The organism is Amycolatopsis circi, from assembly GCF_003385235.1.
In the GTDB taxonomy this organism is placed as follows: domain Bacteria; phylum Actinomycetota; class Actinomycetes; order Mycobacteriales; family Pseudonocardiaceae; genus Amycolatopsis; species Amycolatopsis circi.
This window is the reverse complement of sequence record NZ_PQIA01000081.1, coordinates 19,290-43,034: the sequence shown is the minus strand read 5'-3', so window position 1 is coordinate 43,034 and position 23,745 is coordinate 19,290. Positions and strand designations below refer to the sequence as shown.

Here is a 23,745-nt window from a genome sequence, read left to right as displayed (position 1 = left end):
AGATGGGTATAAGGGGCAGTCGTCGCGGCGGGGAGTTCCGGGGCGGGGGTTTGCTGGCCTTTGCGGGATCGGGCGGGTTTGCCGGGCTTCTTCGCCGGGGTGGCCTTCGGCTCCGGGGTGGAGCGCGGAGGCTCCGGGAGATCCCATAGGGGGGTGGATTCGGAGCTGGTCACCTGAAGATCTCTACCAGACTGGTCCGACAGTCCTGTCGTCGAGCATCGGGAAGGTTCCCCCTTCGGGGAGTGCGGCGGGGCACCCCGAAGCTTGATTGTGCTGACGGTTCGAGGGTGGTTGTCAAGGCGGGAAAGATGCCTTGACAACCACCCCCGAACCGCAGGGAGGCTTCGTATCGGGGTGCAGGGCGGGGGCTGGCTGCCTCGATCGTTGGGTGCGTCGGCGGCGGGTTAGGTCCGTGAGGGGAACCCTGAGGGACTCAGAGTCCGTGAAGGTTCCCCTCACGGACCTAACCCGCGCCCGAAAGCCGTGAAGGGCTCCTTGAGGGAATGAGATTCCCTCAAGGAGCCCTTCACGGACCTAAAGCGGGTCAGGCGCCTGCCAGCGAGCGCAGGGCGTCCGCGCGGGCGGTGCTTTCCCAGGGCAGGTTCAGGTCCGGGCGGCCGAAGTGGCCGTACGCCGCGGTCGGGGCGTAGATCGGGCGCAGCAGGTCCAGGTCGCGGATGATCGCGGCGGGGCGCAGGTCGAAAACCTCGCTGATGGCCGACTGGATCTTGGTCGGGTCGACCGTCTCGGTGCCGAACGTCTCGACGAACAGGCCCACCGGAGCGGCCTTGCCGATCGCGTACGCCACCTGCACCTCGACCCGTCCGGCGAGCCCGGCCGCGACGACGTTCTTGGCCACCCAGCGCATCGCGTACGCGGCCGAACGGTCCACCTTGGACGGGTCCTTGCCGGAGAACGCGCCGCCGCCGTGGCGGGCCATGCCGCCGTAGGTGTCGACGATGATCTTGCGTCCGGTGAGGCCGGCGTCGCCCATCGGGCCGCCGATGACGAAGCGGCCGGTGGGGTTCACCAGGAGGCGGGTGCCGTCGGTGTCGAGGCCCAGTTCGGCCAGTTCCGGCTCCACCACGTGCTTGCGCACGTCGACCCCGAGCATCTGCTCCAGGTCGATCCCGTCCGCGTGCTGGGTGGACACCACGACGGTGTCGAGCCGCACCGGCTGTTCGCCCGCGTACTCGATGGTGACCTGGGTCTTGCCGTCCGGGCGCAGGTACGGCAGCACGCCGTCCTTGCGGACCGCGGTCAGCCGCCGCGACAGGCGGTGCGACAGCGCGATCGGCAGCGGCATCAGCTCGGGCGTGTCCGAGCAGGCGTAGCCGAACATCAGGCCCTGGTCGCCCGCGCCCTGTCGGTTGATCTCGTCCTCGTCCGATTCCACGCGCGACTCGTACGCGGTGTCGACGCCCTGGGCGATGTCGGGCGACTGCGACCCGATCGCCACGTTCACGCCGCAGGAGTTGCCGTCGAAGCCCTTGGCCGACGAGTCGTAGCCGATGCGCAGGATGACGTCCCGCACGATGGTGGGGATGTCCGCGTACGCCTCGGTCGTCACCTCGCCCGCGACGTGCACCTGGCCCGTCGTGATCAGGGTCTCGACGGCGACCCGGCTGCGCGGGTCCTTGCTCAGCAGGCCGTCGAGGATCGAGTCGCTGATCGCGTCACAGATCTTGTCGGGGTGGCCCTCGGTCACGGATTCCGACGTGAACAGCCTTTTCGTGGACGCAGACACGACCTCGTCACTTCCCTCGGTCAAGCGATGGCGCCCCACCGGATTTCAGGCGCTCCTGGCAAGACCCACCCTACCCAGCGGGCCTGTAGCTAGAGTCGACGCTGGATCAACGCTGTTACGGCATCCCACAATGTGGCCGCCAGCCGCGCCTTGGCTCCCTGCGCGATGACCTGCTCGGCGCCGTCCGAAGCGAGCAGCCAGCCCGAATTGTCCTCGGTGCCGAACGCCTTGCCGTCGCCGACCGCGTTGACCACGAGCAGATCCGCGCCCTTGCGGCGAAGCTTGGCGCGGGCGTGGTCGAGCACACTGCCGTTCTCGTCGCCGGTTTCCGCGGCGAAGCCCACCACGATCTGTCCGGAACTCCGTCCTTGCACCAGTTCGGCGAGGATGTCGGCGTTGCGGTCGAGCGTGATGACCGGGTCCGGGCTGTCGTCGGACTTCTTGATCTTGTGGTCGGCCAGCGTGGCGGGCCGGAAATCCGCGACCGCGGCGGCCATCACGACGACATCCGCGTCCGCCGCGGCGGCGTGCACCGCTTTGCGCATTTCCTCGGCGGTGGACACGCGGTGCAGCGTCGCGCCCGCCGGGGACGGAAGTTCGTCGGTGTGCCCGGCGACCAGCGTGACCTCGGCACCGCGCTGCGCGGCGACCCGGGCGAGGGCGAACCCCTGCTTGCCGGACGAGCGGTTGCCAAGAAAACGGACCGGGTCGAGCGGTTCGCGGGTGCCGCCCGCGGAGATGACCACGCGGAGGCCTTCGAGGTCTCGCGGCAGCGCGCGCGGTTCGGCGAGCAGCAAACGGGCCAGGTCGACGATCTCGGCCGGGTCGGCGAGCCGTCCCTTGCCGGTGTCGACACCCGTGAGCCTGCCCGCCGCGGGTTCGGTGACGACCATGCCGCGCGAGCGCAGCAGCGCCACGTTGTCGCGGGTGGCCGGGTGCTCCCACATCTCGGTGTGCATCGCCGGGAAGAAGGCGACCGGGCACCGGGCGGTGAGCAGGGTGTTCGTCAGAAGGTCGTCGGCGAGCCCGTGCGCGGCCTTGGCCAGCAGGTTCGCGGTCGCCGGGACGACCAGCACGAGGTCGGCCTCTTTGCCGACCCGCACGTGCTGCACCTGCGGAACCTCGGTGAAGACCCCGGTGTGCACCGGGTTCCCGGACAGTGCCTCGAAGGTCGCCGCGCCGACGAAGTTCAGCGCGGCCTCGGTGGGCACGACGCGGACGTCGTGCCCGGATTCGGTGAGGCCCCGCAGGACCTCGCACGCCTTGTAGGCGGCGATGCCGCCGCCCACGCCCAGGACGACCCTGGGCCTGGCGTCATTCACCCTCGGTGTGCTCGAGCAGCCCGCCGTGGATCTCGCGCAGCGCGATCGACAGCGGCTTCTCGCGGGGGCCCGGCTCGACCAGCGGGCCGACGTACTCCAGCAGGCCCTCGCCCAGCTGCGCGTAGTAGTCGTTGATCTGCCGGGCCCGCTTGGCCGAGTAGATCACCAGCGCGTACTTCGAGGAGACCTTCTCGAGCAGGTCGTCGATCGGCGGGTTGGTGATGCCTTCGAGCTCTTCCAGCGTCGCCTGTTGCACAGTCACTCGGGGTGCTCCGTATCGTCACATCGAGCGGCGGCAGAATCGCCACCGCCGGTAATCAAGTCTAGCAACCGCCGCGCGGCGACCTCGACGTCGGCGTTCACGACCCGTTCGTCGAACTCCCCGGCCGCGGCCAGTTCGCGTTCCGCCTCCGCCAGCCGGGCGGCCACGGCGGCCTCGGTCTCGGTGCCCCTGCCGGTGAGCCGCCCGACCAGTTCTTCCCAGGACGGCGGCATCAGCATGACCAGCCGCGCCTCCGGCATCGCGGCCCGGACCTGCCGGGCGCCCTGCAGTTCGATCTCCAGGACCGCCGGACGGCCGTCGGCCAAAGCCTTCTCGACCGGCTCGCGCGGCGTCCCGTACCGGTTGCCCGCGAACTCGGCCCATTCCAGCAGCCGGTTCCCGGCCACCATCCGGTCGAATTCGGCGGAATCCACGAAGTGGTAATGGTTTCCGTCGACCTCGCCCGGCCGCGGCGCCCGCGTCGTCACCGAAACGCTGAAGTACAGGTTCGGCTCGAGCAGGCGCAGCTGTCCCACCACACTCGACTTCCCGACTCCGGAAGGGCCGGAGACGACCGTGAGCCGGGGGCGGGAGATGTCTCCTGCCACCGGCTCACTGCCGCGGTCGGCGCCCCGGGTCACCGGGTAGTCCTGACCGACGCCGCTCACTCGCCGCTGAACTCGGCCAGCAGCGCCTTGCGCTGCCGGTCGCCGAGCCCGCGGAGCCTGCGGCTGGGGGCGATCTCCAGTCGTTCCATCGTCTGCTGGGCGCGCACCTTGCCGACGCCGGGGAGCGCCTCGAGCAAGGCCGAAACCTTCATCTTGCCGAGGACTTCGTTCTCCTCGGCCTGCTTCAGCACGTCGACCAGAGTGGTACCGCCCCGCTTCAGCCGCTCCTTCAGCTCAGCACGGATGCGGCGGGCGGCGGCGGCCTTCTCCAGCGCCGCAGCACGCTGTTCCTCTGTCAGCTGGGGAAGTGCCACGTTTTCCTCCGGTAGTTCTCACATCTGGGTGGGTGACGCGACGGTACCCACCCCTGAGCAGGGGCCACAATGCGGGGGTGGCTGGTGGAGCGCGATTCCGGGGCCTGCTATTGGCCTTTTCCGCGCGGTCCCGCCAACCGGCCGTTCACCTCTTGGGCCGCACGGCGTAACGCGTCCGTGTCCGGGCCGTGCCGCAGCAGATCGCGCGAGGAGGCCGGGAGCAGGCCCGGCACGCCCTCCCCGAACACTGCCCGCAAATCCGCCTCGGTTGCCCCCTGCGCCCCGAAACCGGGCGCGAGCACCGGTCCGTTGAGCCGGCTCAGGTCGACTTCCCCAGGAGCCACAGTGGCCCCTACGACCACGCCGACGTCGCCGTACGGCTCAGCACCCGCGTTGTGGTCCGCAGCAGCGTCCACGACGCTCTGAGCGACCGTACGGCCGTCTTCGAGCCGCGCGCGCTGCAACGCGTTCGCTTCCGGGTTGGACGTGCGCGCGAGGACGAAGAGCCCGTTGCCCGCTTCGCGCGCCGCCACGACAGCCGCGTCGAGCGCGCCGAAGCCGAGGTACGGCGACACCGTGGCCGCATCGGCGGTGAAAGCCGCCTTTTCGGCCACGTACGCCGCCGTATAGGCCGCCATGGTGGAACCGATGTCGCCGCGCTTCACGTCCAGCAGGACGAGCGCTCCGGCGTCGTGGGCGACGTCTACGACGCGTTCGAGCACCGCCACTCCGGCGGACCCGAACGCCTCGAAGAACGCCGACTGCGGCTTCACGATCGCCGCCACCTCGCCCAGCGCCTCCGCGGCGCTGAGCGCGAAGCGTTCGAGCCCGCTCGCGTCGATCGGCAGGCCCCACGCCTCGATCAGGCCCGGATGCGGGTCGATCCCGGCGCACAGCGGCCCTCGCGCGGCCACCGCTTCGGCCAGCCGGGCTCCGAACCGCGCGGTCACGACGTCGCCTTCAAGGCCGCCTGGAGGTCCTGCAGGCTGCGCACGCCGATGTCGCCCCGGATAAGCGCTTCGATGCCGTGCACGGCCGCCGCGGCGCCCTGGACCGTGGTGACGCACGGAATGTCGCGCGACACCGCGGCGGTGCGGATTTCGTAACCGTCCACGCGGGGTCCGCTGTTTCCGTACGGCGTGTTGATCACCATGTTGACCTCGCCGGCGAGGATCACGTCGACGATGTTCGGTTCGCCGGTGCCCGGGTCCGGTTCGGAGTGCTTGCGCACGACCGAACAGGCGACTCCGTTGCGCCGCAACACTTCTGCGGTGCCGGAGGTGGCGAGGATTTCGAAGCCGAGGTCGGCCAGCCGCTTCACCGGGAAGACGAGCGAACGCTTGTCGCGGTTGGCGACGGAGACGAATACCCGGCCCGAGGTGGGAAGGGATCCGTAGGCGCCGCTTTGGGATTTCGCGAATGCTTTCCCGAACGAGGTGTCGACGCCCATGACCTCGCCGGTGGATTTCATTTCCGGGCCGAGCAGGGAGTCGACGCCGTGTCCTTCCGGCGTGCGGAACCGGTGGAACGGCAGCACGGCTTCCTTGACCGCGACCGGGGAGTCGGCGGGCATGCGGCCGCCGTCGCCCTCGGCGGGCAGGACGCCGCTGGCGCGCAGGTCCTTGATCGTCGAGCCGGTCATCACCAGCGCCGCGGCCTTCGCCAGCGGGACGGCGGTGGCCTTGGAGACGAACGGGACGGTGCGCGAGGCGCGCGGGTTGGCTTCCAGGACGTAGAGCACGTCGTCCTTGAGCGCGTACTGCACGTTGAGCAGGCCGCGGACGCCGACGCCGCGCGCGATGGCCTCGGTGGAGCGGCGGACCGCGTCGAGGTCCTGCGCGCCGAGGGTGATCGGCGGCAGCGCGCAGGAGGAGTCGCCGGAGTGGATCCCGGCCTCCTCGATGTGCTCCATGACGCCGCCGAGATAGAGGTCCTCGCCGTCGAACAGGGCGTCGACGTCGATCTCGATCGCGTCGTCGAGGAACCGGTCCACCAGCACCGGGTGCTCGGGGGTGACCTCGGTGGCGCGGCGGATGTAGCCGGCGAGGGATTCCTCGTCGTAGACGATCTCCATGCCGCGCCCGCCCAGCACGTAGGACGGGCGGACCAGCACCGGGTAGCCGATGTCGTCGGCGATCCGCTTCGCGCCCTCGAACGACGTCGCGGTGCCGTACTTCGGCGCGGGCAGCCCGGCCTCGGTCAGCACCTCGCCGAACGCGCCGCGGTCCTCGGCCAGGTCGATCGCCTCCGGCGGCGTCCCGACGACCGGCACCCCGGCGTCGGCGAGGCGCTGCGCGAGCCCGAGCGGGGTCTGCCCGCCCAGCTGCACGATCACCCCGGCCACGGTGCCGGACTGCTGCTCGGCGTGCACGACCTCCAGCACGTCCTCGAACGACAGCGGCTCGAAGTACAGCCGGTCGCTCGTGTCGTAGTCGGTCGACACGGTTTCCGGGTTGCAGTTGACCATCACGGCCTCGAACCCGGCCTCGCGCAACGCGATCGCCGCGTGCACGCAGGAGTAGTCGAACTCGATGCCCTGCCCGATCCGGTTGGGCCCGGACCCGAGGATCAGCACCTTGGGCTTGTCGCCCTGGGCGGCGACCTCGGAGACGGCCGCGGGGTCGGTCTCGTAGGCCGAGTAGTGGTACGGGGTCTTCGCCGCGAACTCCGCCGCGCAGGTGTCGACCGTCTTGAACACCGGCCGCACCCCCAGCCGGTGCCGCAGCGCCCGCACGCCGTCCTCGCCCGCGAGTTCGGGGCGCAGCGCGGCGATCTGGCGGTCCGACAGACCGGTGCGCTTCGCCCGCCGCAGCAGGTCGCCGTCCAGCACCGGTGCGTCGCGGACCTCCGCGCCGACCTCGCCGATCAGCGCGATCTGGTCGATGAACCACGGGTCGATCCCGGACGCCTCGTGCACCTGCTCGACGGTCGCGCCGAGCCGCAGTGCCAGTTCCACCTCGTAGAGGCGGCCTTCGTGCGGCGTGCGCAGCGAGTCCAAAGCGGACTCGACCGTCGCGCCCTCGGGGTCGGGCAGGGTCCAGAACCCGGTCGCCTTCGTCTCGATCGACCGCATCGCCTTCCCGAGCGCCTCGGGGAAACTGCGGCCGAACGACATCGCCTCGCCGACGCTCTTCATCGTCGTAGTCAGCGTCGGGTCCGCGCCGGGGAACTTCTCGAACGCGAACCGCGGCACCTTCACCACCACGTAGTCCAGCGCGGGCTCGAACGACGCCGGGGTCTCGCCGGTGATGTCGTTGCGGATCTCGTCCAGCGTGTAGCCGATCGCCAGCTTCGCCGCGATCTTCGCGATCGGGAAACCGGTTGCCTTCGACGCCAGCGCACTGGAGCGGGACACGCGCGGGTTCATCTCGATCACGACCATCCGGCCGTCCTCGGGATTGAACGCGAACTGGATGTTGCAGCCCCCGGTGTCGACGCCGACCTCGCGCAGCACCGCGATCCCGACGTCGCGCATCACCTGGTATTCGCGGTCGGTCAGCGTCATCGTCGGCGCCACGGTGACCGAGTCGCCGGTGTGCACGCCCATCGCGTCCACGTTCTCGATCGAGCACACGACCACCACGTTGTCGTGCTTGTCGCGCATCAGCTCGAGTTCGTACTCCTTCCAGCCGAGCACGCTCTCCTCGATCAGCACCTCCGTCACCGGCGACTCGGTGAGCCCCGTCGACGCCAGCCGCTCCAGGTCCTCGGGCGTGTGCGCCATGCCCGAGCCGAGGCCGCCCATCGTGAACGACGGCCGGATCACCACCGGCAGGCCCAGTTCCTCGACCGTGGAACGCACCTCGTCCATGTCGTGGCACACCCGGCTGCGCGGCACGTCGGCGCCGATCGAGCGCACGATGTCCTTGAACTTCTGCCGGTCCTCGCCGCGCTGGATCGCGTCGATGTCCGCGCCGATCAGCTCCACGCCGTACTTCTCCAGCACGCCGCGCTCGTGCAGCGCCACCGCGCAGTTCAGCGCCGTCTGCCCGCCCAGCGTCGCCAGGATCGCGTCCGGCCGCTCCGCCGCGATGACCTTCTCCACGAAGTCCGGCGTCACCGGCTCGATGTAGGTCGCGTCCGCGAACTCCGGATCCGTCATGATCGTCGCCGGGTTCGAGTTCACCAGGGACACGCGCAGACCCTCGGCCCGCAGCACCCGGCAGGCCTGCGTGCCCGAGTAGTCGAACTCGGCCGCCTGCCCGATCACGATCGGCCCGGAGCCGATCACCAGCACGTGCTGGATGTCCGTCCTCTTCGGCATCAGGCCTTCTTCTCCATCAACTCAACGAATTCATCGAACAGCGGCGCGGCATCGTGCGGACCCGCAGCCGCTTCGGGGTGGTACTGCACCGAAAACGCCGGAACATCGAACGCGCGCACGCCCTCGACCGTGTCGTCGTTCGGGCAGTAGTGACTGATCTGCGCGGCCCCGTAAGGGGAATCGAACCGCTGACCCGGCTCGCCCTCCAAGGCGAAACCGTGGTTCTGCGCGGTGATCGCGACCCGCCCGGTCGCCACGTCGATCACCGGAATGTTGATCCCCCGGTGCCCGTAGCGCATCTTGTACGTGCCCAAACCCAAGGCGCGGCCCAGGATCTGGTTGCCGAAACAAATCCCGAACAACGGAATCCGCTGCTCCAGAACCGTTTTCGTCAACGCCGTCGCGTGCGCGGTCGTCGCCGGGTCGCCGGGGCCGTTGGACAGGAACACCCCGTCCGGCTCCAGCGCCAGCAACTCCTCCGCGCTCGTGCTCGACGGCAGCACGTGCACCTCGATGCCCCGCTGCGTCATCAGCCGCGGCGTGTTCGACTTGATCCCCAAGTCCAGCGCCGCGACCCGGAACCGCCGTTCGCCTTGCGCCGCAACGACATACGGATTGTCCGTCGAGACCTCGCCCGCGAGATCCGCGCCCTTCATCGGCGGGCTCGCCAGCACCTCCGCGACCATCTGCTCGTCGCTGCCCAGCGCGTCACCGGAGAACACCCCGGCGCGCATCGCGCCCTGCTCGCGCAGATGCCGCGTCAGCGTCCGGGTGTCCACCTCGGAAATCCCGACCACGCCCTGGCGCACCAGTTCGTCGTCCAGCGTGCGCTTCGCCCGCCAGCTCGACGGCGTGCGCGCGGGATCCCGCACCACGTAACCGGAAACCCAGATCCGGGCCGATTCGTCGTCCTCGTCGTTCCAGCCCGTGTTGCCGATCTGCGGCGCGGTCTGCACCACGATCTGCCGGTGGTACGACGGATCCGTCAGCGTTTCCTGGTAGCCCGTCATGCCGGTGCAGAACACCGCCTCGCCGAGCGACCGCCCGCGCGCGCCGTACGCCGCGCCGCGGAACACCCGGCCGTCTTCGAGAACCAGGGCGGCGGGGCCGCGAGTGCCGGTGCTCACTGGGCACCTCCCTTGATGTCGTGATCTGTGTGTTTCGGGGGACGGACCCCCGAACCCCCGGCGGGGGCACTGCCCCCGGGCCCCGGGGAAAGTTCGTTGATCCATTGTGGATAGTCGTCGAGTTCGTCGCCGCGGAATCCGGTGTCCAGTTCGACGTCGCCGAGCCGCCAGGTGATCACCAGCAACACATCGGTGCCGGTGACCTTCCCGGCGAGCCGGGAGTCGCGGCGGATTCCGGTGATCGAGGCGCGCGGGATCCAGAAGTCCGGCAGCCCGCCGCGTTCCACGGCCACCCCGTCCGGGTGCAGCCGCCAGACCGCGCCCGACCGCGGGCCCGCGCCTCGCGTGACGACGCGGTCCTGCCAGTTGCCCGCGGTCGTGGTGCCCACGCACACGCCGACGGATTCGAGCTGGAACTCGCCGGGGTCGGCCGGGATCTCCGGGAACGGCGCGATCCGCGCGCTCTGCGAACGCGCCTTGCGCCGCCAGCCGATCCACATGCCCAGCAGGCACAGCAGGAAGAACGCGACGATCCCCAGCGTCAGCAGCAGCCGCTCCATCAGCAGATCTTCCCCTCGCGCGCGGTGATCCGCCCGCGCAGCAGGGTCGCCGTCACCACGCCGGGCAACCGCATTCCCTCGTACGGGGTGTTGGCGGCGATGCTGGCCAGTTCGGCTCCACGCACGGTCCATTCGGCGTCCGGGTCGACCAGCGTGAGGTTCGCCGGTTCGCCCGCTTCGATCGGACGGCCGTGCCCGGCCAGATTCCCGACCTCCGCGGGCCGCTCGCTCATCACGCGGGCGACGCCGCGCCAGTCGAGCAGGCCGGTCTTGACCATCGTCTCGACGACCACCGACAGCGCGGTCTGCAGGCCGAGCATGCCGGGCCGGGCCGCGGCCCACTCGGTGTCCTTGTCCTGCGGGGCGTGCGGCGCGTGGTCGGTCGCGACGCAGTCCACGACGCCCTCGGCCAGCGCGGCGCGCAGCTTCTCCGCGTCGCCGCCGGTGCGCAGCGGCGGGTTGACCTTGTTGACCGGGTCGTAGGTCTCCAGCCGGTCGTCGGTCAGCAGCAGGTGGTGCGGCGTGACCTCGGCCGACACCTTCGTGCCGCGTTCCTTCGCCCAGCGCAGGACGTCGACCGTGCCCGACGTGGAGACGTGGCAGACGTGCAGTCGCGCGTTCGCGTGCAGCGCCAGCAGGCAGTCGCGCGCGACGATCGACTCTTCCGCCGACGCCGGCCAGCCCGGGTAGCCCAGCCGCGACGCCTGCTCGCCCTCGTGCGCCTGCGCGCCGACGGTGAGCCGCGGTTCCTCGGCGTGCTGGGCGATCACCGCGTCGAGCGCGGTCGAGTACTCCAGCGCGCGGCGCATCAGCAGCGGGTCCGCGACGCAGACGCCGTCGTCGGAGAAGACCCGCACCGCCGCGGTGCCCTTGGCCATCGTGCCCAGTTCGGCGAGCTTCTCGCCCTTGAGTCCGACGGTGACCGCGCCGACCGGGTGGACGTCGACCAGTCCGACCTCCTGCCCGCGCCGCCACACGTGGTCGGTGACGAGCGAGTTGTCGGCGACCGGATCGGTGTTGGCCATGGCGAACACGGCGGTGTAGCCGCCCAGCGCAGCCGCGGCGGAACCGCTGTCGATGGTCTCGGTGTCTTCACGGCCCGGCTCACGCAAGTGCGTGTGCAGGTCGACGAACCCGGGCAGCAGCACCTGCCCCTTGGCATCGACAACCTCGGCGCCTTCGGGAACGTTCACCTCGCCGATGGCGGCGATCACGCCGTCCTCGATCAGGACGTCCACCGGCTCGCCCTCGCCGTACGGGCGGGCACCCTTGATCACGATGCTCACGCGGCAGCTCCTTCACTGGCCAGGAGGTGGTAGAGGACCGCCATGCGCACGTGCACGCCGTTGCGGACCTGTTCGGTAATGGCTGAGGAGGGGGAATCCGCGACCGCGGAGGAGATCTCCATGCCGCGCAGCATCGGGCCGGGGTGCAGCACCACGGCGTGGTCCGGCAGCAGCGACTGACGGCGCTCGGAGAGCCCGTAGGAGATCGAATACTCGCGCGCGGACGGGAAGAACCCGCCGTGCATCCGCTCGGCTTGGACGCGCAGCATCATCACCGCGTCGACTGCGGGCAGTTCGGCATCGAGATCGTGCGACACCGTGACCGGCAGCTTCTCCACGCCGACCGGCAGCAGCGTCGGCGGCGCGACGAGCACCACCTCCGCGCCGAGAGTGCTGAGCAGGTGGATGTTCGACCGAGCGACTCGGCTGTGCAGGACGTCGCCGACGATCGCGATCCGCCGGTCCTTCAGGGAACCGAGGCGTTCGCGCAACGTCGCCGCGTCCAGCAGTGCCTGCGTCGGGTGCTCGTGCGTGCCGTCGCCCGCGTTGACCACTGCGGTGCCCGGCCCGGCCAGCCAGCCGGACAGCCGGTGCGCGGCACCCGAGGCGGGGTGCCGGATGATCACGCAGTCAGCGCCCGCGGCGGCGAGGGTGAGCGCGGTGTCCCGCAGGGATTCGCCCTTGTTCACCGAGGAGCTGGACGCCGAGACGTTGATCACGTCCGCGCTCATCCACTTCCCGGCGATCTCGAACGACACCCGGGTGCGCGTCGAGTTTTCGTAGAACAGCGTGATCACGGTGCGGCCGCGCAGCGTCGGCAGCTTCTTGACCTCGCGGCCGAGCAGCGTGTGCTTCAGCTCGTCGGCAGTGTCGAGCACGGCGGTCGCGGTGTCCGCGTCGAGCCCGTCGGTGGCGAGCAGGTGCTTCACCGGGTTTCTCCTTCCGGCGCGCGCAGCAGCACCGCGTCCCGGCCGTCGGTTTCGGACAACAGCACGGAGACGCCTTCGGCGCGCGCGGTGGGCACGTTCTTGCCGACGTAGTCGGCGCGGATCGGCAGCTCGCGGTGGCCGCGGTCGACGAGCACGGCGAGCTGGACGGCACGCGGGCGGCCGTGGTCGCGCAGGGCGTCGAGGGCGGCGCGGATGGTGCGGCCGGAGAACAGGACGTCGTCGACGAGGATGACGACCCGGTTGTCGATCCCGCCCGGCGGCAGCTGCGTCTGCTCGAGAGCGCGCGGCGGACGGCGGCGGAGATCGTCGCGGTAAAGGGTGATGTCGAGGGCGCCGTGCGGCGGCGCGACCCCGGCGAACTCGCCGATCTTCCCGGCGAGGCGCGCGGCCAGCGGAGTGCCGCGCGTGGGGATGCCGAGCAGCACCGGGTACTGCTCCGGCGGACCGGCTCCGAGAGCGGTCTTCTCGATGACCTGGTGGGCCATCCTCGCGATCGTGCGCGCGACATCGCCGGCGGACAGCAGCTCGCGCTCTCCCGCCGGCTCCGCCGCGCCACGCGGACGTGACGACAAGGCGGACCTCCTTCCCCGCCTCTCTGGACGGGTCCTTAAAGGACGTCGGCAACCGGCTGCTGCCGGAAACCGCACCGACAGTAGCAGGGCCGGTCAATCAGTCTTCCGGGTGGTACGCGCACGGCCGCCACCTGCACGGACCGACCTTCTGCTTGACCTGGTGACAACTATGCGTAACCATTACTCTGAGTATTCGACTCGAGGAGTCCCCGGCCCGGTCCTCCCGGCCGGCGCGGGGTGAGGAAACGGAGAACCACCAGATGGGCGATTACGCCAAGGCGCTCGGGGCCAAGCTCCGCGGGATCCGCCAGCAGCAAGGCCTGTCCCTGCACGGGGTCGAGCAGAAGTCCGGCGGACGCTGGAAGGCCGTCGTGGTCGGCTCGTACGAGCGCGGCGACCGGGCGGTGACCGTCCAGAAGCTGGCCGAGCTGGCGGACTTCTACGGCGTCCCGGTGGTCGAACTGCTGCCGGAGGGCCGCGTCCCGTCCGGGGCCGAGCCCGCCACGAAGATCGTGATCAACCTGGAGCGGCTCCAGCAGCTGCCCGCGGAGAAGGTCGGCCCGCTCGCCCGGTACGCGGCCACCATCCAGAGCCAGCGCGGCGACTACAACGGCAAGGTGCTCTCCATCCGCACCGAGGACCTGCGCTCGCTCGCCATCATCTACGACATGACCCCCGGCGAGCTCACCGAGCAGCTCATCGACTGGGGCGTCCTCCCGCCGGAAGCCCGGCCGTCCAAAGAGGACTGAGGACTGATGGCGGCAGCGGCCGTGCACGACGCGGCGGGCTTCCCGCACCCGGGGTACCGGGAACGCCCGCCGCGCTTCGGGTGAGGCCGGAGCCGCCGAAATGTTCGTCGTCCGCCGCGGCGCCCGGCCGGGCCGATCTCGCCCGCCGACGCGCTGACGTGCTCCGTTTGCCGTGCGGTGAATCCGCCTGACTTCCCCCGCGGGCGCCGCGCCGAGAAGGGGAGTTATCCGGTTCCGGCGCGTTTTCCGCTCCGGGTCGCGTCGCCGGGGACTGTTTCCTCGCCCCGGCCGCTCCCCCGCTCCGGACTTCTGATTTCCGGGCGAATTCCCTGACCTGGCTTGCAGTTCGGCTTCGAGCGTTGGCTCGCCCTCTGCGACTGCTCATCCCGCACGTCGCGGGAATTGGCGCCCCACCGCGGTTTCCGCGGCTCCCGGCTGCGATTCCCCTCGCACGGCACCGGATTTCCCAGCTGGTCGCGGTCCTGCCGCCGTGCCGAGGTGCTTGCTCACTCACCGCAGCGAATCCGGAAGCCCGTCGCGCGGAACTCTCCGGATCGCCGCGGAACCAGCCGGGCTCGTCCGCCGCGAATGGCGCCCGCCGACCGGTTCTGATTTCGCTCGGTGATCAATTTTCTCCCGAGCGCCCCTCGCGGCGGCCGTCCGCGGCCCGGCGGTGACCCGATCAGGCAGCGGCCATTCAGGTGGCCGTTTCCCCCAGCCGGGTTACCTCTGACTACCGGGCCGCCGGGCTACAGAATCGCGCGCAGGCGGTCGGCGATCGTGCCGATGCGGCCGAGCACGCCGTTGATGAACCGCGGCGAATCGTCCGTCGAAAGTTCCTTCGCGAGGCCGACCGCTTCGTCGATCGCGACCGCGTCGGGGACGTCGGCCGCCCACAGCATTTCGTAGACGCCGACGCGCAGGACTGCCAAGTCGACCGGCGGCATCCGCTCCAGGGTCCAGCCCTGCGAGTGCTCCGCCAGGAGTTCGTCGATCCGCTCGCGGTGGGCCGTGACGCCCTCCACGACGGAGATCGTGTAGTCCGCGACCGGGTCGACCTCGACCGCGCCGACCCGGTCGGCCAGCAGCGTGACCGGGTCGGCGGACCGCTGGGCAGCCTCGTACATCATTTCGACCGCGCGCCGGCGGGCCTGGCGCCTGCTGATCGCGCCGCCGCGGTTCGGGTGCGGGGGAAGCTTGTCCGCCATCAGCTGGAGACGCGGCCGAGGTAACGGCCGTCGCGGGTGTCGACCTTGATCTTCTCGCCGGTGGAGAGGAACAGCGGGACCTGGATCTCCGCGCCGGTCTCGAGCGTCGCCGGCTTGGTGCCGCCGGTGGAGCGGTCGCCCTGCAGGCCCGGGTCGGTGTGCTGGACGAGGATCTCGACCGAGGTCGGCAGCTCGACGTACAGCGGCTCGTTCTCGTGCACCGCGACCTGGACCTCGGTGTTCTCGAGCATGTAGTTCGCGTTCTCGCCGACGGTCTCGGCGGGCACGGTGATCTGGTCGTAGGTGTCGCCGTCCATGAAGACGAAGTCCGCGCCGTCCTTGTACAGGTACGTCATGTTCCGGCGGTCCACCGTGGCCGTCTCGACCTTCGTGCCCGCGTTGAAGGTCTTGTCGACGACCTTGCCGGTCAGCACGTGCTTCAGGGTGGTGCGCACGAACGCGCCGCCCTTGCCCGGCTTGACGTGCTGGAACGCGGTGACGCTCCACAGCTGGCCGTCCAGTTTGAGGACGAGTCCGTTCTTCAGGTCGTTGGTGGTGGCCACGAGTCTTCAGGTCTCCTGTGTTCGATCTCTTCGGCCGCGGCCGTCAGACGGCCACGAGGTCCTTGGTGCTCAGGGTGAGGAGTTCGGGTCCGGAGTCCCGCACGACGAGCGTGTCCTCGATGCGCACGCCACCGCGTCCCGCGAGGTACACGCCGGGCTCGACGGTGACCGCCATACCGGCGGACAGTGTACCGACGCCCGCCGCGGCGAGACTCGGTGCCTCATGCACTTCCAGCCCGACGCCGTGGCCGAGACCGTGCGCGAACTGCTCGCCGTACCCCGCGTCGGCGATCACCGAGCGCGCCGCGGCGTCCACTTCGGACACCACAGCGCCCGGGCGGACCGCCTCGGAACCCGCCGCCTGCGCGCGGTGCACCAGGTCGTAGATCTCGCGCTGCCAGTCCGCGGGCTCGCCGATGACGACCATGCGGGTCATGTCCGAGTGGTAGCCGTCGACCGTGGCGCCGAAGTCGAACTTCACGAAGTCGCCACGGCTCAGCTCGGCCCCGGTCGGCCGGTGGTGCGGGATCGCCGAGTTCGGCCCGGCGGCGACGATGGATTCGAAGGAGATCCCGGACGAACCGTGCTCCAGCATCCGGTTCTCCAGGTCGCGGGCCACTTCCAGCTCGGTCCGGCCCGGCCGCACTCCCCCGGCCTCGATCAACCCGGCCAGCGCGCGGTCGGCGGCGGCGCACGCGGCGCGCAGTGCGGCGATCTCGACCTCGTCCTTGACCACCCGCAGCTGCTCGGTCAGCCCCGGCGTGCGGACCAGCTCGACCCGGTCGAAGGGCACCTTGAGGTTCTCGTGCTCCTCGACGCTCACGTGCTGGCTCTCGAACCCGGTCCGGCCGTAGTCCGCGAGCCGGCCCCCCGCGTGTGCCGCGAGCGCGCGGGCGCTGGCGCGGTCGAGCACGCGTTCCAGGTCCGGCACCTCGGACTCCGACTGGGTCGTGTAGCGCCCGTCGGTGCAGAACAGGGTCTTCGCGTCTCCGCCCGCGTGCAGCAGCAGCGCGGCGTTCGACCCGGTGAACCCGGTCAGGTAGCGGATGTTGAGCAGATCGGTGACCAGCAGCGCGTCGACCCCGTTCTCGTGGAGCAGGGCGGCGAGCGCGGCGCGGCGGCGAGCGTGGATTTCCGGCACGCGACCAGCTTAACCAGCACGTCGCGGCCGCTGTTCCGGCGCGACGGGAGGACGGCCTACTGGCGGTTGACTTCGGCGCGCCTACACTCCGTCCATGCTGGGTGCCTGGTTGACGCGCGGGCTGGTCATGGCGGTCGTGCACGCCGCCGCGATGACGCTGCTCGCCAAGTGGTCCGTGTTCCACCCGACCGGCCAGACGCTGTTCACGTCGCTCACCATCGCCGTACTGGTCGGCGTGGCGGCGCTGTGGAGCGCGATCGACGGCTGGCGCGGCCTGCGCGACAGAGGGCGCGCGTGGTTCATCGCCTCGCTGGTCGCGGGGGTGTGTTCGGGCATCCTGTACGTGATCGGGCGGGCGATTTTCGTCGACCAGACCGGGGTTTCCGAGCTGGGAGCCGCGCTCACCGGCGGGGCGGCGTTCTCCGCTCTGCTCGTGCTGGTGCCCGCCGGGCTGGGGTTGTTCGTCGGCGGCCGGATCCGGCGTCCGGCGGCGGACGAAGACTCCGCGGGCTCTGCCGGCCCGGAGCCGGACGACGAGGACGAAGACGGCACCGGCAGCCGTTCCGGCGAACTCGAACTCCCGCCGAGCCCGACCCCGCGGACCGCTGCGAAGCCTTCGCCGGTCAGCCGCCCAGCGGCAAACCGCGGGCGGCGCCGTCCCACTGTTGCGGGTCGATCTCCTGCACCCCGGAACCGTTGAGCGAAACGATCGTCGTGTCCGGCAGGCCGTAAAGCTGCCCGTCGAGCACCATGCCGTAGCCGCGGCCGTACGCGTGCACGACGGTCGCGCCGGAACGCAGGCGGGTCTTCACCGGCACCTCCGGCACCTGCGGCAGCGGCCGGTCGACCAACTCCCCCGCGAGCACCGAGGCGACTGAACGCCGGTCGATCCGGATGCGCTCGCCGCGCCGGTAGAGGTCGATCATGCGGTCCGGGGACGGCATCGCGACGCCGTCGAAGGTCGCGGTGCTGCGCGACGGGCTCGAACAGCCGCCCGCGCCTTTCACGTCGAGCCCGAAATGCTTCAGCCCGGTCGGCGCGCCTGCCGGGCCGATCTCGGTAGCGCGCAGGACGTCCAGCGAGACCAGGTCGCACGGGTCGCTGATCGACGTCGGCGCGTGCCCGTCGGGACGGCGGACGAGGCCGGGGCCTTCCTTCCACGCGCCCGGGATCACGACCGGTTTGTACGGCTGCATCGTGAAATCGCGGTCCCAGAAGGTGACCGTGGTTCCGTCGGCGGTCTCGTGCGCGATGGCGAAGGCGTCGAGCGCGCCGACCCACTCCAGGTCCACGCTGAACGCGTCGACCACCGACCGGGTGCGCGGCGCGGCGGTCGTCGCGGTGGGCTCGAAACCCTTTTCCCCCAACGCTTCCACGCCCTCGCGGAACGCCGGGTCGTGCGCCCGGATCACGAACTGGCCCGCCCCGTTCCACCCCGCCGCGCGGCCGGTGGTGTCGGTGAACATCAGGTAGTACCAGCCGTCGAGGAAGACCACCGAGGGCTGGCCGGCGCCGTAGACGTTGGCGCGGTGGACGTCGTGGGACGCGCCGAGAATGGGTTTGCCGCCGTTCGAACGGGTCCAATGGATGCCGTCCGGGCTGGTGGCCATGCCGATCGCGTTGCCGAGCGCGTGGTCGCCCGCCGCGCCGGTGTAGTACAGGAAGTACGTGCCGCCGACGCGCAGCACCGACGGGTCGCAGGTGTGCATGCCGTCGAAGTTGCCGGGCGCGCCGGACAACACCGCGGACGGCGCACCGCCACCCGGTCCAGTGAACGGCCCGTCGACCGAGGAGCCCTCGGCGTAGAGAATGTCGTCGCCCGGCGGCGGGGCGCTGCTGTACTGGCTGCACCACCAGACCCGGGTACGGCCGTTTTCGACCATCACGGTGGGGCCGTAGTTGTAGACCGCGTCCTGCGCGCCAGCGGCCACGACACCCCCGCTCGCGCGACTGGCCCCGACGGTGAGCGCGACGTCCGCCGCCCGAGGCGGATCCTTCGGGGCCTGCGGCGCGCCGCCCGCGATACCGCCGTGGCCGGTGCCCTCGGCTTGCGGCTGGGCCATTGTCTGACTGCACCCGGAAACGAGGGATCCGGCGATCAGCAGCGAGAGCAGCTGACGCACGGGCCGCCGACCCCCACGACGAAACGGGTGCATGATCGCCGAGTGTAGCGACAGCGGCACCGGATGGGTGAACCACGTGACGCATCGGCCGGTCAACCGGCGGGTTTACCGAGGGCTTGCTTCGCGCTGCTCGCTGCGACGCGATCCGGCGGCGCTGAGGCCGAGGACGGGGCATGCCGCACGGTGAACTGCTCAGCGATCCCGCGCAGCCGCCCGCGCGGGGACCGGTCGCACTGGTCGCGACGTCGGAAAGTGCGCTGTGCCGCCGAAATCATCCATTGCGGCCGGACCAAGCGGTTCGATCCTCGCCGCCAAGACGGGACGGGTGCGCGGCGATCCCGCACGACTGTCCGCGGCGAGACCGGCGATCACGCCAGTCAGCGAGGTCGGAAAACACACTGCACTGCCGAAACCACCCCGGCCGCAGCCCGGCAAGCCGCGAGTCTTGTTTCTCCCCGCCAGGTCAGGACGGGTGGGCAGCGATCCAGCGCAACGCGAGCCCGTAACCGTCCACCCCGAGGCCGACGATCACTCCGGTCGCGATGTCCGAAAGCACGCTGTGGTGCCGGAATTCCTCACGCTTGTGCACGTTGCTGATGTGCAGCTCGATGAGCGGCGCGGTGAGCTGGGCGGCGGCGTCGCGCACGGCGATCGAGTAGTGCGTCCACGCGCCCGCGTTCAGCACGACCGGCGCGCCCGCGTCGGCGGCCTCGTGCAGCCAGCCGACCAGTTCGCCCTCGTGGTCGGTCTGCCGCACCTCGACGTCGAGCCCCAGCTCCTGGCCGGTGGCGACGCACAGTCGCGCGAGGTCGTCGTGCGTGGTGGAGCCGTAGACGTCCGGCTCGCGTTTGCCCAGGCGGCCGAGGTTGGGGCCGTTGAACACGAACGTCTTCACAGCAGCACGCTCCCGCCGTTTTGCGGGGCCTCGGCCGCGATCGCCGAGTACGCGGCGGCGAGCAGCGACGGGTCGGGGCCTTCCAGCCTGCCAGGTTTGCCGAGCCCGTCGAGGACCACGAACCGCAGCACGCCGGAGCGGGTTTTCTTGTCGCCCTTCATGGTTTCCAGCAGCTGCCCCAGCGCGTCCGGGTCGTACGAGGTCGGCAGGCCGATCAGCTTGAGCACGGAGGCGTGCCGGTCGGCCGTGGCGTCGTCGAGGCGTCCGGCGAGGCGGGCCAGTTCCGCCGCGAACACCAGGCCGACGCTGACCGCCGCGCCGTGGCGCCAGCGGTAGCGCTCGCGGCGTTCGATGGCGTGGCCGAGGGTGTGGCCGTAGTTGAGGATTTCGCGCAGGTCGGACTCGCGCAGATCGGCCGCGACGACGTCGGCCTTCACCTGGATCGAGCGGCGGACCAGTTCGGCGAGCACGTCGCCCGCCGGGTCGAGCGCCTGTTCCGGGTCGGCCTCGATCAGCTCGAGGATCCGCGGGTCGGCGATGAAACCGGTCTTGACGATCTCGGCCATCCCGGCGACGAGTTCGTTGCGCGGCAAGGTTTCCAGCGTCGCGAGGTCGACCAGGACGGCGGACGGCTCGTGGAAGACGCCGACGAGGTTCTTGCCCGCTTCGGTGTTGATCCCGGTCTTCCCGCCGACGGCCGCGTCGACCATGCCGAGCAGCGTCGTCGGCACGTTCACCAGCCGGACGCCGCGCATCCAGGTGCCCGCGACGAACCCGGCGAGGTCGGTGACCGCCCCGCCGCCGAGCGCGACGACCACGCCGCGCCGGTCCAGCCCGATCCGGCCGAGGACCTCCCAGCAGAAACTGGCGACGGAGAAGGCTTTGCCGTCCTCCGCGTCGGGAATCTCGACGCGGTGCGCGTCGAGCCCGGCCGCGGCCAGCTCGTCGCGGACGGCCTCGGCGGTGGCGGTGAGCGTCGGCGGGTGGATCAGCGCGATCTTCGAGGCGTCGGCGAGCTGCTCGGTGAGTTCGCCGAGCAGGCCGCGGCCCACGAGCACGTCGTACGGCTGCGCGGTGGCGACCCGGATCCGGACGGGCTGGGTGGCGGACACGGTTCTCCTCACTGCTCCCGGACCCGGTGGTCCTGGAGCGGGGTGTGCGGTCCGTGAGGGGAACCCTGAGGGACTCAGAGTCCCTCAGGGTTCCCCTCACGGACTTGAGCGGGCGCGAGGGCGGCGACGGCGGCCGCGACGACCTCTTCGGGCGTGCGCTTGTCGGTCTCGATCTCGACGGTCGCCACCTCGCGGTACACCGGCAGCCGCTGGTCGAGCAGGGCTTTGAAGGTGGCGCGCGGGTTGATCCCGGCGAGCAGCGGGCGCGCGCTGGACATCCCGGTCCGCTGCACGCCGGCGGCGAGCCCGACGTTCAGGAAAACCACCGTGTGGTCCCGAAGCCGCGCCCGGGTGCCCGGGGTGAGCGGGGCGCCGCCGCCGAGGGAGAGGACGCCGTCGTGTTCGGCGAGTGCGGTGGCGACCGCTTCCTCCTCGATCGCGCGGAACGCGGCTTCGCCGTCGTCGGCGAAGATGTCCGAGATGGCTCGTCCGGCGCGGTCGACGATGTCGTCGTCGGTGTCGCGGAACGTCACGCCGAGCGCGGCGGCCAGCAGCGGGCCGACCGTGCTCTTGCCTGAGCCCGGCGGTCCGATGACGACCGCGCGCGGGCTCACCAGCGCTCCTCGAGCGCCTTCAGGTACGCCTGCGCGTTGCGCCGGGTCTCGGCGAGCGAGTCGCCGCCGAACTTCTCCAGCGCCGCGTCCGCGACGACCAGCGCCACGACCGACTCCAGCACCACGCCCGCGCGCGGCACCGCGCACACGTCGGAGCGCTGGTGGATCGCCACGGCGGGTTCGCCGGTCCGGACGTCCACTGTGGACAGTGCCTTGGGCACGGTCGAGATCGGCTTCATCGCGACGCGCACCCGCAGCGGTTCGCCGTTGGTGATGCCGCCTTCGAGCCCGCCCGCGCGGTTCGACCGGCGCGTGACGCCGACCGGTCCGTCGCCGCGGTCGATCTCGTCGTGCGCCTGGCTGCCCCAGCGGCGGGCGGTGGTGAAGCCGTCGCCGACCTCGACGCCCTTCATCGCCTGCACGCCCATCAGCGCGCCGGCGAGCCGCGCGTCGAGACGCCGGTCCCAGTGCACGTGCGAGCCGAGGCCCGGCGGCAGCCCGTAGACGATCACCTCGATCACGCCGCCGACGGTGTCGCCGGCCTTCCGCACCGCGTCGACCTCGGCGACCATCGCCTCGGTCCCCTCGGCCGAGAACGCCCGCACCGGGCTCTCGTCGATCGCCGCGAGGTCGCCCGGCTGCGGAAGCGGGCCGTCGGGCGCGTCGGCGCCGCCGATCGAGACGACGTGGCTCAGCACCTCGGCCCCGAGCAGCTGCCGCAGGAAGTTCCGCGCGACAGTGCCGAGCGCGGTCCGCGAGGCCGTCTCGCGGGCGCTGGCGCGCTCCAGGACGGGACGGGCCTCGTCGAAGCCGTACTTCTGCATGCCGGGCAGGTCGGCGTGCCCCGGGCGGGGCCGGGTCAGCGGCTCGTTGCGGGCGAGCCCGGCCAGCTCGGCCTCGTCGACCGGATCGGCCGCCATGACCTTCTCCCACTTGGGCCACTCGGCGTTCTCGATCTGGACGGCGATCGGGCCGCCCTGGCTGACCCCGTGCCGGACCCCGCCGAGGAACTGGACCTGGTCGGTCTCGAAGCCCATCCGCGGGCTGCGGCCGAACCCGAGCCGGCGCCGCGCGAGCTGCGCGGAAAGGTCCGAGGTCGTCACCTCCACCCCGGCAGGCAGCCCCTCGAGCACAGCGGCGAGGGCGGGTCCGTGCGATTCTCCAGCGGTGATCCAGCGCAGCACCGGACAATCCTGTCACGGCCGGTCCGGAGGCCTGGCAGAGCCCCTGGCCTCAGACGATGCCCGTTCCAGCGGCTGGGAAGACCGCACACGCCCAGGTGGCCAGAACCAGGCCGGGGCCGTAGGGGACGCGGAGGGGGCCAGCGCGGATTCGGGAGTGCGCGGTGCCGGTCGGCGGCGCGGAGGCTGCGGGCATCGGCACGAGTGTGGTGCCGGTTGACCCGAGGACAGTCCCTGTCGCCGCGGCAGCGGGGCCGGGCAGCACGAGAGCAACGCCGCTTGGCACGGGGGCGGTGCCTGTTGGCGCGGAGGCCGGGTCGGCTGGCTGGGCGGGATTGGTCTCCTGGGGCCCGGAGACGGGTTGATTCGGGGTGGGTTCGTGGAGTTCTCCCGCAGTTTCGGAACGGAGCGATGATGCGACAGCCGAATCGATGCCGGGCAGGGGCTTCGCGGTGACGAGGGCGGCTGCGGTCGGGTCGGGTTGAGCGGATGGCGGGCGGGCGGCAGCCCGGGACTCGCGTGATTGGCGGATCCGGCGCATCAGCCACATCGGCACCACGGCCGCCATGCTCACCATCGCCGCCAGGACCGCCGCCACAGCAGGGGCCAGTCCGCCGACCGCGCCCAGTACAGCACCGAAAGAGCCGGCCAGTTTCACGTCTCCAGGGCCGAGTCCACCGGCCGACAATCGGTGGACGATCAAGTGCGTACCGCCGAACAGCAGACACCCCAGGACGGCTCCAGCGGCCAACCGCCATCCGCCGCCGCTCAGGGTGGCGAGGGTGATCGTCAGGGCGACAGCGGGGTAAGCGGGCAGGGTGAGGACGTCCGGCAGGCGGCGGTGTCGGGCATCGGCCAAGGCGAGGGGTACGCCGAGCACCGAAACCAGCCACGCGACCGGCAGCCACCAAGCCGGGAGCGCGCCAGCGTCGGCACGCGTCGCGGCCACGGCAACTGCCGCGACGGCGGCCGTCATGCCGATCACGGCGGACACCGGAGCACCGGCTTTCTTCGTCATCACCAGCAGCACGGGGACCACCGCTCCGGCTGCGAGCACTGCTGTCAGGACCATGCGACCAAGCCTGTC

The 23,745-nt window shown here is 71.1% G+C and carries 23 protein-coding genes; 2 read left to right on the top strand and 21 right to left on the bottom strand.

Going from position 1 to position 23,745, the window contains the following annotated elements; genetic code table 11:
* Positions 1 to 544: 544 nt before the first annotated feature.
* The 12 genes from metK to pyrR all read right to left on the bottom strand — a co-directional run bounded on the left by metK (position 545) and on the right by pyrR (position 13,072).
* Positions 545 to 1,747 carry a methionine adenosyltransferase gene (gene metK, locus D0D37_RS29245; RefSeq protein WP_162834524.1) on the bottom strand — a complete coding sequence of 401 codons (1,203 nt, stop codon included), beginning with the start codon at positions 1,745 to 1,747 and terminating at the stop codon, positions 545 to 547.
* 89 nt (positions 1,748 to 1,836) lie between these two features.
* Complete coding sequence (gene coaBC, locus D0D37_RS29240; RefSeq protein ID WP_162834523.1) at positions 1,837 to 3,069, bottom strand: bifunctional phosphopantothenoylcysteine decarboxylase/phosphopantothenate--cysteine ligase CoaBC; 1,233 nt, start codon at positions 3,067 to 3,069, stop codon at positions 1,837 to 1,839.
* Positions 3,062 to 3,331 carry a DNA-directed RNA polymerase subunit omega gene (rpoZ, locus tag D0D37_RS29235; RefSeq protein ID WP_020658117.1) on the bottom strand — a complete coding sequence of 90 codons (270 nt, stop codon included), beginning with the start codon at positions 3,329 to 3,331 and terminating at the stop codon, positions 3,062 to 3,064. The genes coaBC and rpoZ overlap by 8 nt, the downstream gene beginning before the upstream one ends.
* Positions 3,328 to 3,999 carry a guanylate kinase gene (gene gmk, locus D0D37_RS29230; protein ID WP_116203807.1) on the bottom strand — a complete coding sequence of 224 codons (672 nt, stop codon included), beginning with the start codon at positions 3,997 to 3,999 and terminating at the stop codon, positions 3,328 to 3,330. Before gmk ends, rpoZ begins: the two co-directional genes overlap by 4 nt.
* Positions 3,996 to 4,313 (bottom strand): integration host factor, actinobacterial type, encoded by a 318-nt coding sequence (gene mihF, locus D0D37_RS29225; RefSeq protein ID WP_003096398.1) that lies wholly within the window; start codon positions 4,311 to 4,313, stop codon positions 3,996 to 3,998. Before mihF ends, gmk begins: the two co-directional genes overlap by 4 nt.
* 107 nt (positions 4,314 to 4,420) lie before the next feature.
* Positions 4,421 to 5,263 carry an orotidine-5'-phosphate decarboxylase gene (gene pyrF / locus D0D37_RS29220; RefSeq protein ID WP_116203806.1) on the bottom strand — a complete coding sequence of 281 codons (843 nt, stop codon included), beginning with the start codon at positions 5,261 to 5,263 and terminating at the stop codon, positions 4,421 to 4,423.
* Positions 5,260 to 8,577, bottom strand: a complete 3,318-nt coding sequence (carB, locus tag D0D37_RS29215; RefSeq protein WP_116203805.1) for a carbamoyl-phosphate synthase large subunit — start codon at positions 8,575 to 8,577, stop codon at positions 5,260 to 5,262. Before carB ends, pyrF begins: the two co-directional genes overlap by 4 nt.
* Positions 8,577 to 9,704, bottom strand: coding sequence for a glutamine-hydrolyzing carbamoyl-phosphate synthase small subunit (gene carA, locus D0D37_RS29210; protein WP_116203804.1), 1,128 nt, complete (start codon positions 9,702 to 9,704; stop codon positions 8,577 to 8,579). Before carA ends, carB begins: the two co-directional genes overlap by 1 nt.
* Positions 9,701 to 10,264, bottom strand: a complete 564-nt coding sequence (locus tag D0D37_RS29205; protein WP_116203803.1) for a PH-like domain-containing protein — start codon at positions 10,262 to 10,264, stop codon at positions 9,701 to 9,703. Before D0D37_RS29205 ends, carA begins: the two co-directional genes overlap by 4 nt.
* Positions 10,264 to 11,550 carry a dihydroorotase gene (locus D0D37_RS29200; protein WP_116203802.1) on the bottom strand — a complete coding sequence of 429 codons (1,287 nt, stop codon included), beginning with the start codon at positions 11,548 to 11,550 and terminating at the stop codon, positions 10,264 to 10,266. Before D0D37_RS29200 ends, D0D37_RS29205 begins: the two co-directional genes overlap by 1 nt.
* Entirely contained in the window at positions 11,547 to 12,479 is a 933-nt protein-coding gene (locus D0D37_RS29195; RefSeq protein ID WP_116203801.1) for an aspartate carbamoyltransferase catalytic subunit, read from the bottom strand. Before D0D37_RS29195 ends, D0D37_RS29200 begins: the two co-directional genes overlap by 4 nt.
* Positions 12,476 to 13,072 carry a bifunctional pyr operon transcriptional regulator/uracil phosphoribosyltransferase PyrR gene (pyrR, locus tag D0D37_RS29190; RefSeq protein WP_116203800.1) on the bottom strand — a complete coding sequence of 199 codons (597 nt, stop codon included), beginning with the start codon at positions 13,070 to 13,072 and terminating at the stop codon, positions 12,476 to 12,478. Before pyrR ends, D0D37_RS29195 begins: the two co-directional genes overlap by 4 nt.
* Positions 13,073 to 13,332: 260 nt before the next feature.
* On the opposite strand from pyrR, the gene bldD reads away from it, so the two are divergent.
* Entirely contained in the window at positions 13,333 to 13,821 is a 489-nt protein-coding gene (gene bldD / locus D0D37_RS29185) for a transcriptional regulator BldD (protein ID WP_003096372.1), read from the top strand.
* Between the two features lie 749 nt (positions 13,822 to 14,570).
* Here bldD and nusB read toward each other — a convergent pair.
* Genes nusB through D0D37_RS29170 form a run of 3 tightly spaced genes read right to left on the bottom strand, consistent with a single transcriptional unit; the run spans position 14,571 to position 16,733 of the window.
* Positions 14,571 to 15,029, bottom strand: a complete 459-nt coding sequence (gene nusB / locus D0D37_RS29180; RefSeq protein WP_116203799.1) for a transcription antitermination factor NusB — start codon at positions 15,027 to 15,029, stop codon at positions 14,571 to 14,573.
* Complete coding sequence (gene efp / locus D0D37_RS29175) at positions 15,029 to 15,592, bottom strand: elongation factor P (RefSeq protein ID WP_116203798.1); 564 nt, start codon at positions 15,590 to 15,592, stop codon at positions 15,029 to 15,031. The genes nusB and efp overlap by 1 nt, the downstream gene beginning before the upstream one ends.
* A gap of 43 nt (positions 15,593 to 15,635) precedes the next feature.
* Entirely contained in the window at positions 15,636 to 16,733 is a 1,098-nt protein-coding gene (locus D0D37_RS29170) for a M24 family metallopeptidase (protein WP_116203797.1), read from the bottom strand.
* A 94-nt stretch (positions 16,734 to 16,827) separates the two neighbouring features.
* On the opposite strand from D0D37_RS29170, the gene D0D37_RS29165 reads away from it, so the two are divergent.
* A complete protein-coding gene (locus D0D37_RS29165; RefSeq protein ID WP_116203796.1) occupies positions 16,828 to 17,433 on the top strand; it encodes a B-4DMT family transporter in 606 nt (201 codons plus the stop codon).
* Here D0D37_RS29165 and D0D37_RS29160 read toward each other — a convergent pair.
* The 6 genes from D0D37_RS29160 to D0D37_RS29135 form a co-directional block, all read right to left on the bottom strand.
* The gene (locus D0D37_RS29160) at positions 17,357 to 18,796 is read right to left on the bottom strand and encodes a glycoside hydrolase family protein (protein ID WP_244223716.1); all 1,440 of its coding nucleotides are present in this window, start codon (positions 18,794 to 18,796) and stop codon (positions 17,357 to 17,359) included. The two genes, D0D37_RS29165 and D0D37_RS29160, sit on opposite strands and share 77 nt — an antisense overlap.
* Positions 18,797 to 19,319: 523 nt before the next feature.
* The gene (gene aroQ, locus D0D37_RS29155) at positions 19,320 to 19,751 is read right to left on the bottom strand and encodes a type II 3-dehydroquinate dehydratase (protein WP_116203795.1); all 432 of its coding nucleotides are present in this window, start codon (positions 19,749 to 19,751) and stop codon (positions 19,320 to 19,322) included.
* Positions 19,748 to 20,863 carry a 3-dehydroquinate synthase gene (gene aroB, locus D0D37_RS29150; RefSeq protein WP_116203794.1) on the bottom strand — a complete coding sequence of 372 codons (1,116 nt, stop codon included), beginning with the start codon at positions 20,861 to 20,863 and terminating at the stop codon, positions 19,748 to 19,750. Before aroB ends, aroQ begins: the two co-directional genes overlap by 4 nt.
* Before the next feature lie 74 nt (positions 20,864 to 20,937).
* The gene (locus D0D37_RS29145; protein WP_208720191.1) at positions 20,938 to 21,477 is read right to left on the bottom strand and encodes a shikimate kinase; all 540 of its coding nucleotides are present in this window, start codon (positions 21,475 to 21,477) and stop codon (positions 20,938 to 20,940) included.
* Positions 21,474 to 22,661, bottom strand: a complete 1,188-nt coding sequence (gene aroC, locus D0D37_RS29140; RefSeq protein WP_116203793.1) for a chorismate synthase — start codon at positions 22,659 to 22,661, stop codon at positions 21,474 to 21,476. Before aroC ends, D0D37_RS29145 begins: the two co-directional genes overlap by 4 nt.
* A 49-nt stretch (positions 22,662 to 22,710) precedes the next feature.
* Positions 22,711 to 23,730 (bottom strand): prepilin peptidase, encoded by a 1,020-nt coding sequence (locus tag D0D37_RS29135; protein WP_116203792.1) that lies wholly within the window; start codon positions 23,728 to 23,730, stop codon positions 22,711 to 22,713.
* Between the last annotated feature and the right edge of the window lie 15 nt (positions 23,731 to 23,745).

Excerpts from the sequence above, each read along its gene's own strand:
- D0D37_RS29160 (WP_244223716.1), bottom strand. The coding sequence starts at position 18,796 with ATGGCCCAGCCGCAAGCCGAGGGCACCGGCCACGGCGGTATCGCGGGC.
- carB (WP_116203805.1), bottom strand. The coding sequence starts at position 8,577 with ATGCCGAAGAGGACGGACATCCAGCACGTGCTGGTGATCGGCTCCGGG.
- D0D37_RS29205 (WP_116203803.1), bottom strand. The coding sequence starts at position 10,264 with ATGGAGCGGCTGCTGCTGACGCTGGGGATCGTCGCGTTCTTCCTGCTG.
- D0D37_RS29135 (WP_116203792.1), bottom strand. The coding sequence starts at position 23,730 with ATGGTCCTGACAGCAGTGCTCGCAGCCGGAGCGGTGGTCCCCGTGCTG.
- D0D37_RS29165 (WP_116203796.1), top strand. The coding sequence starts at position 16,828 with ATGCTGGGTGCCTGGTTGACGCGCGGGCTGGTCATGGCGGTCGTGCAC.
- nusB (WP_116203799.1), bottom strand. The coding sequence starts at position 15,029 with ATGGCGGACAAGCTTCCCCCGCACCCGAACCGCGGCGGCGCGATCAGC.
- bldD (WP_003096372.1), top strand. The coding sequence starts at position 13,333 with ATGGGCGATTACGCCAAGGCGCTCGGGGCCAAGCTCCGCGGGATCCGC.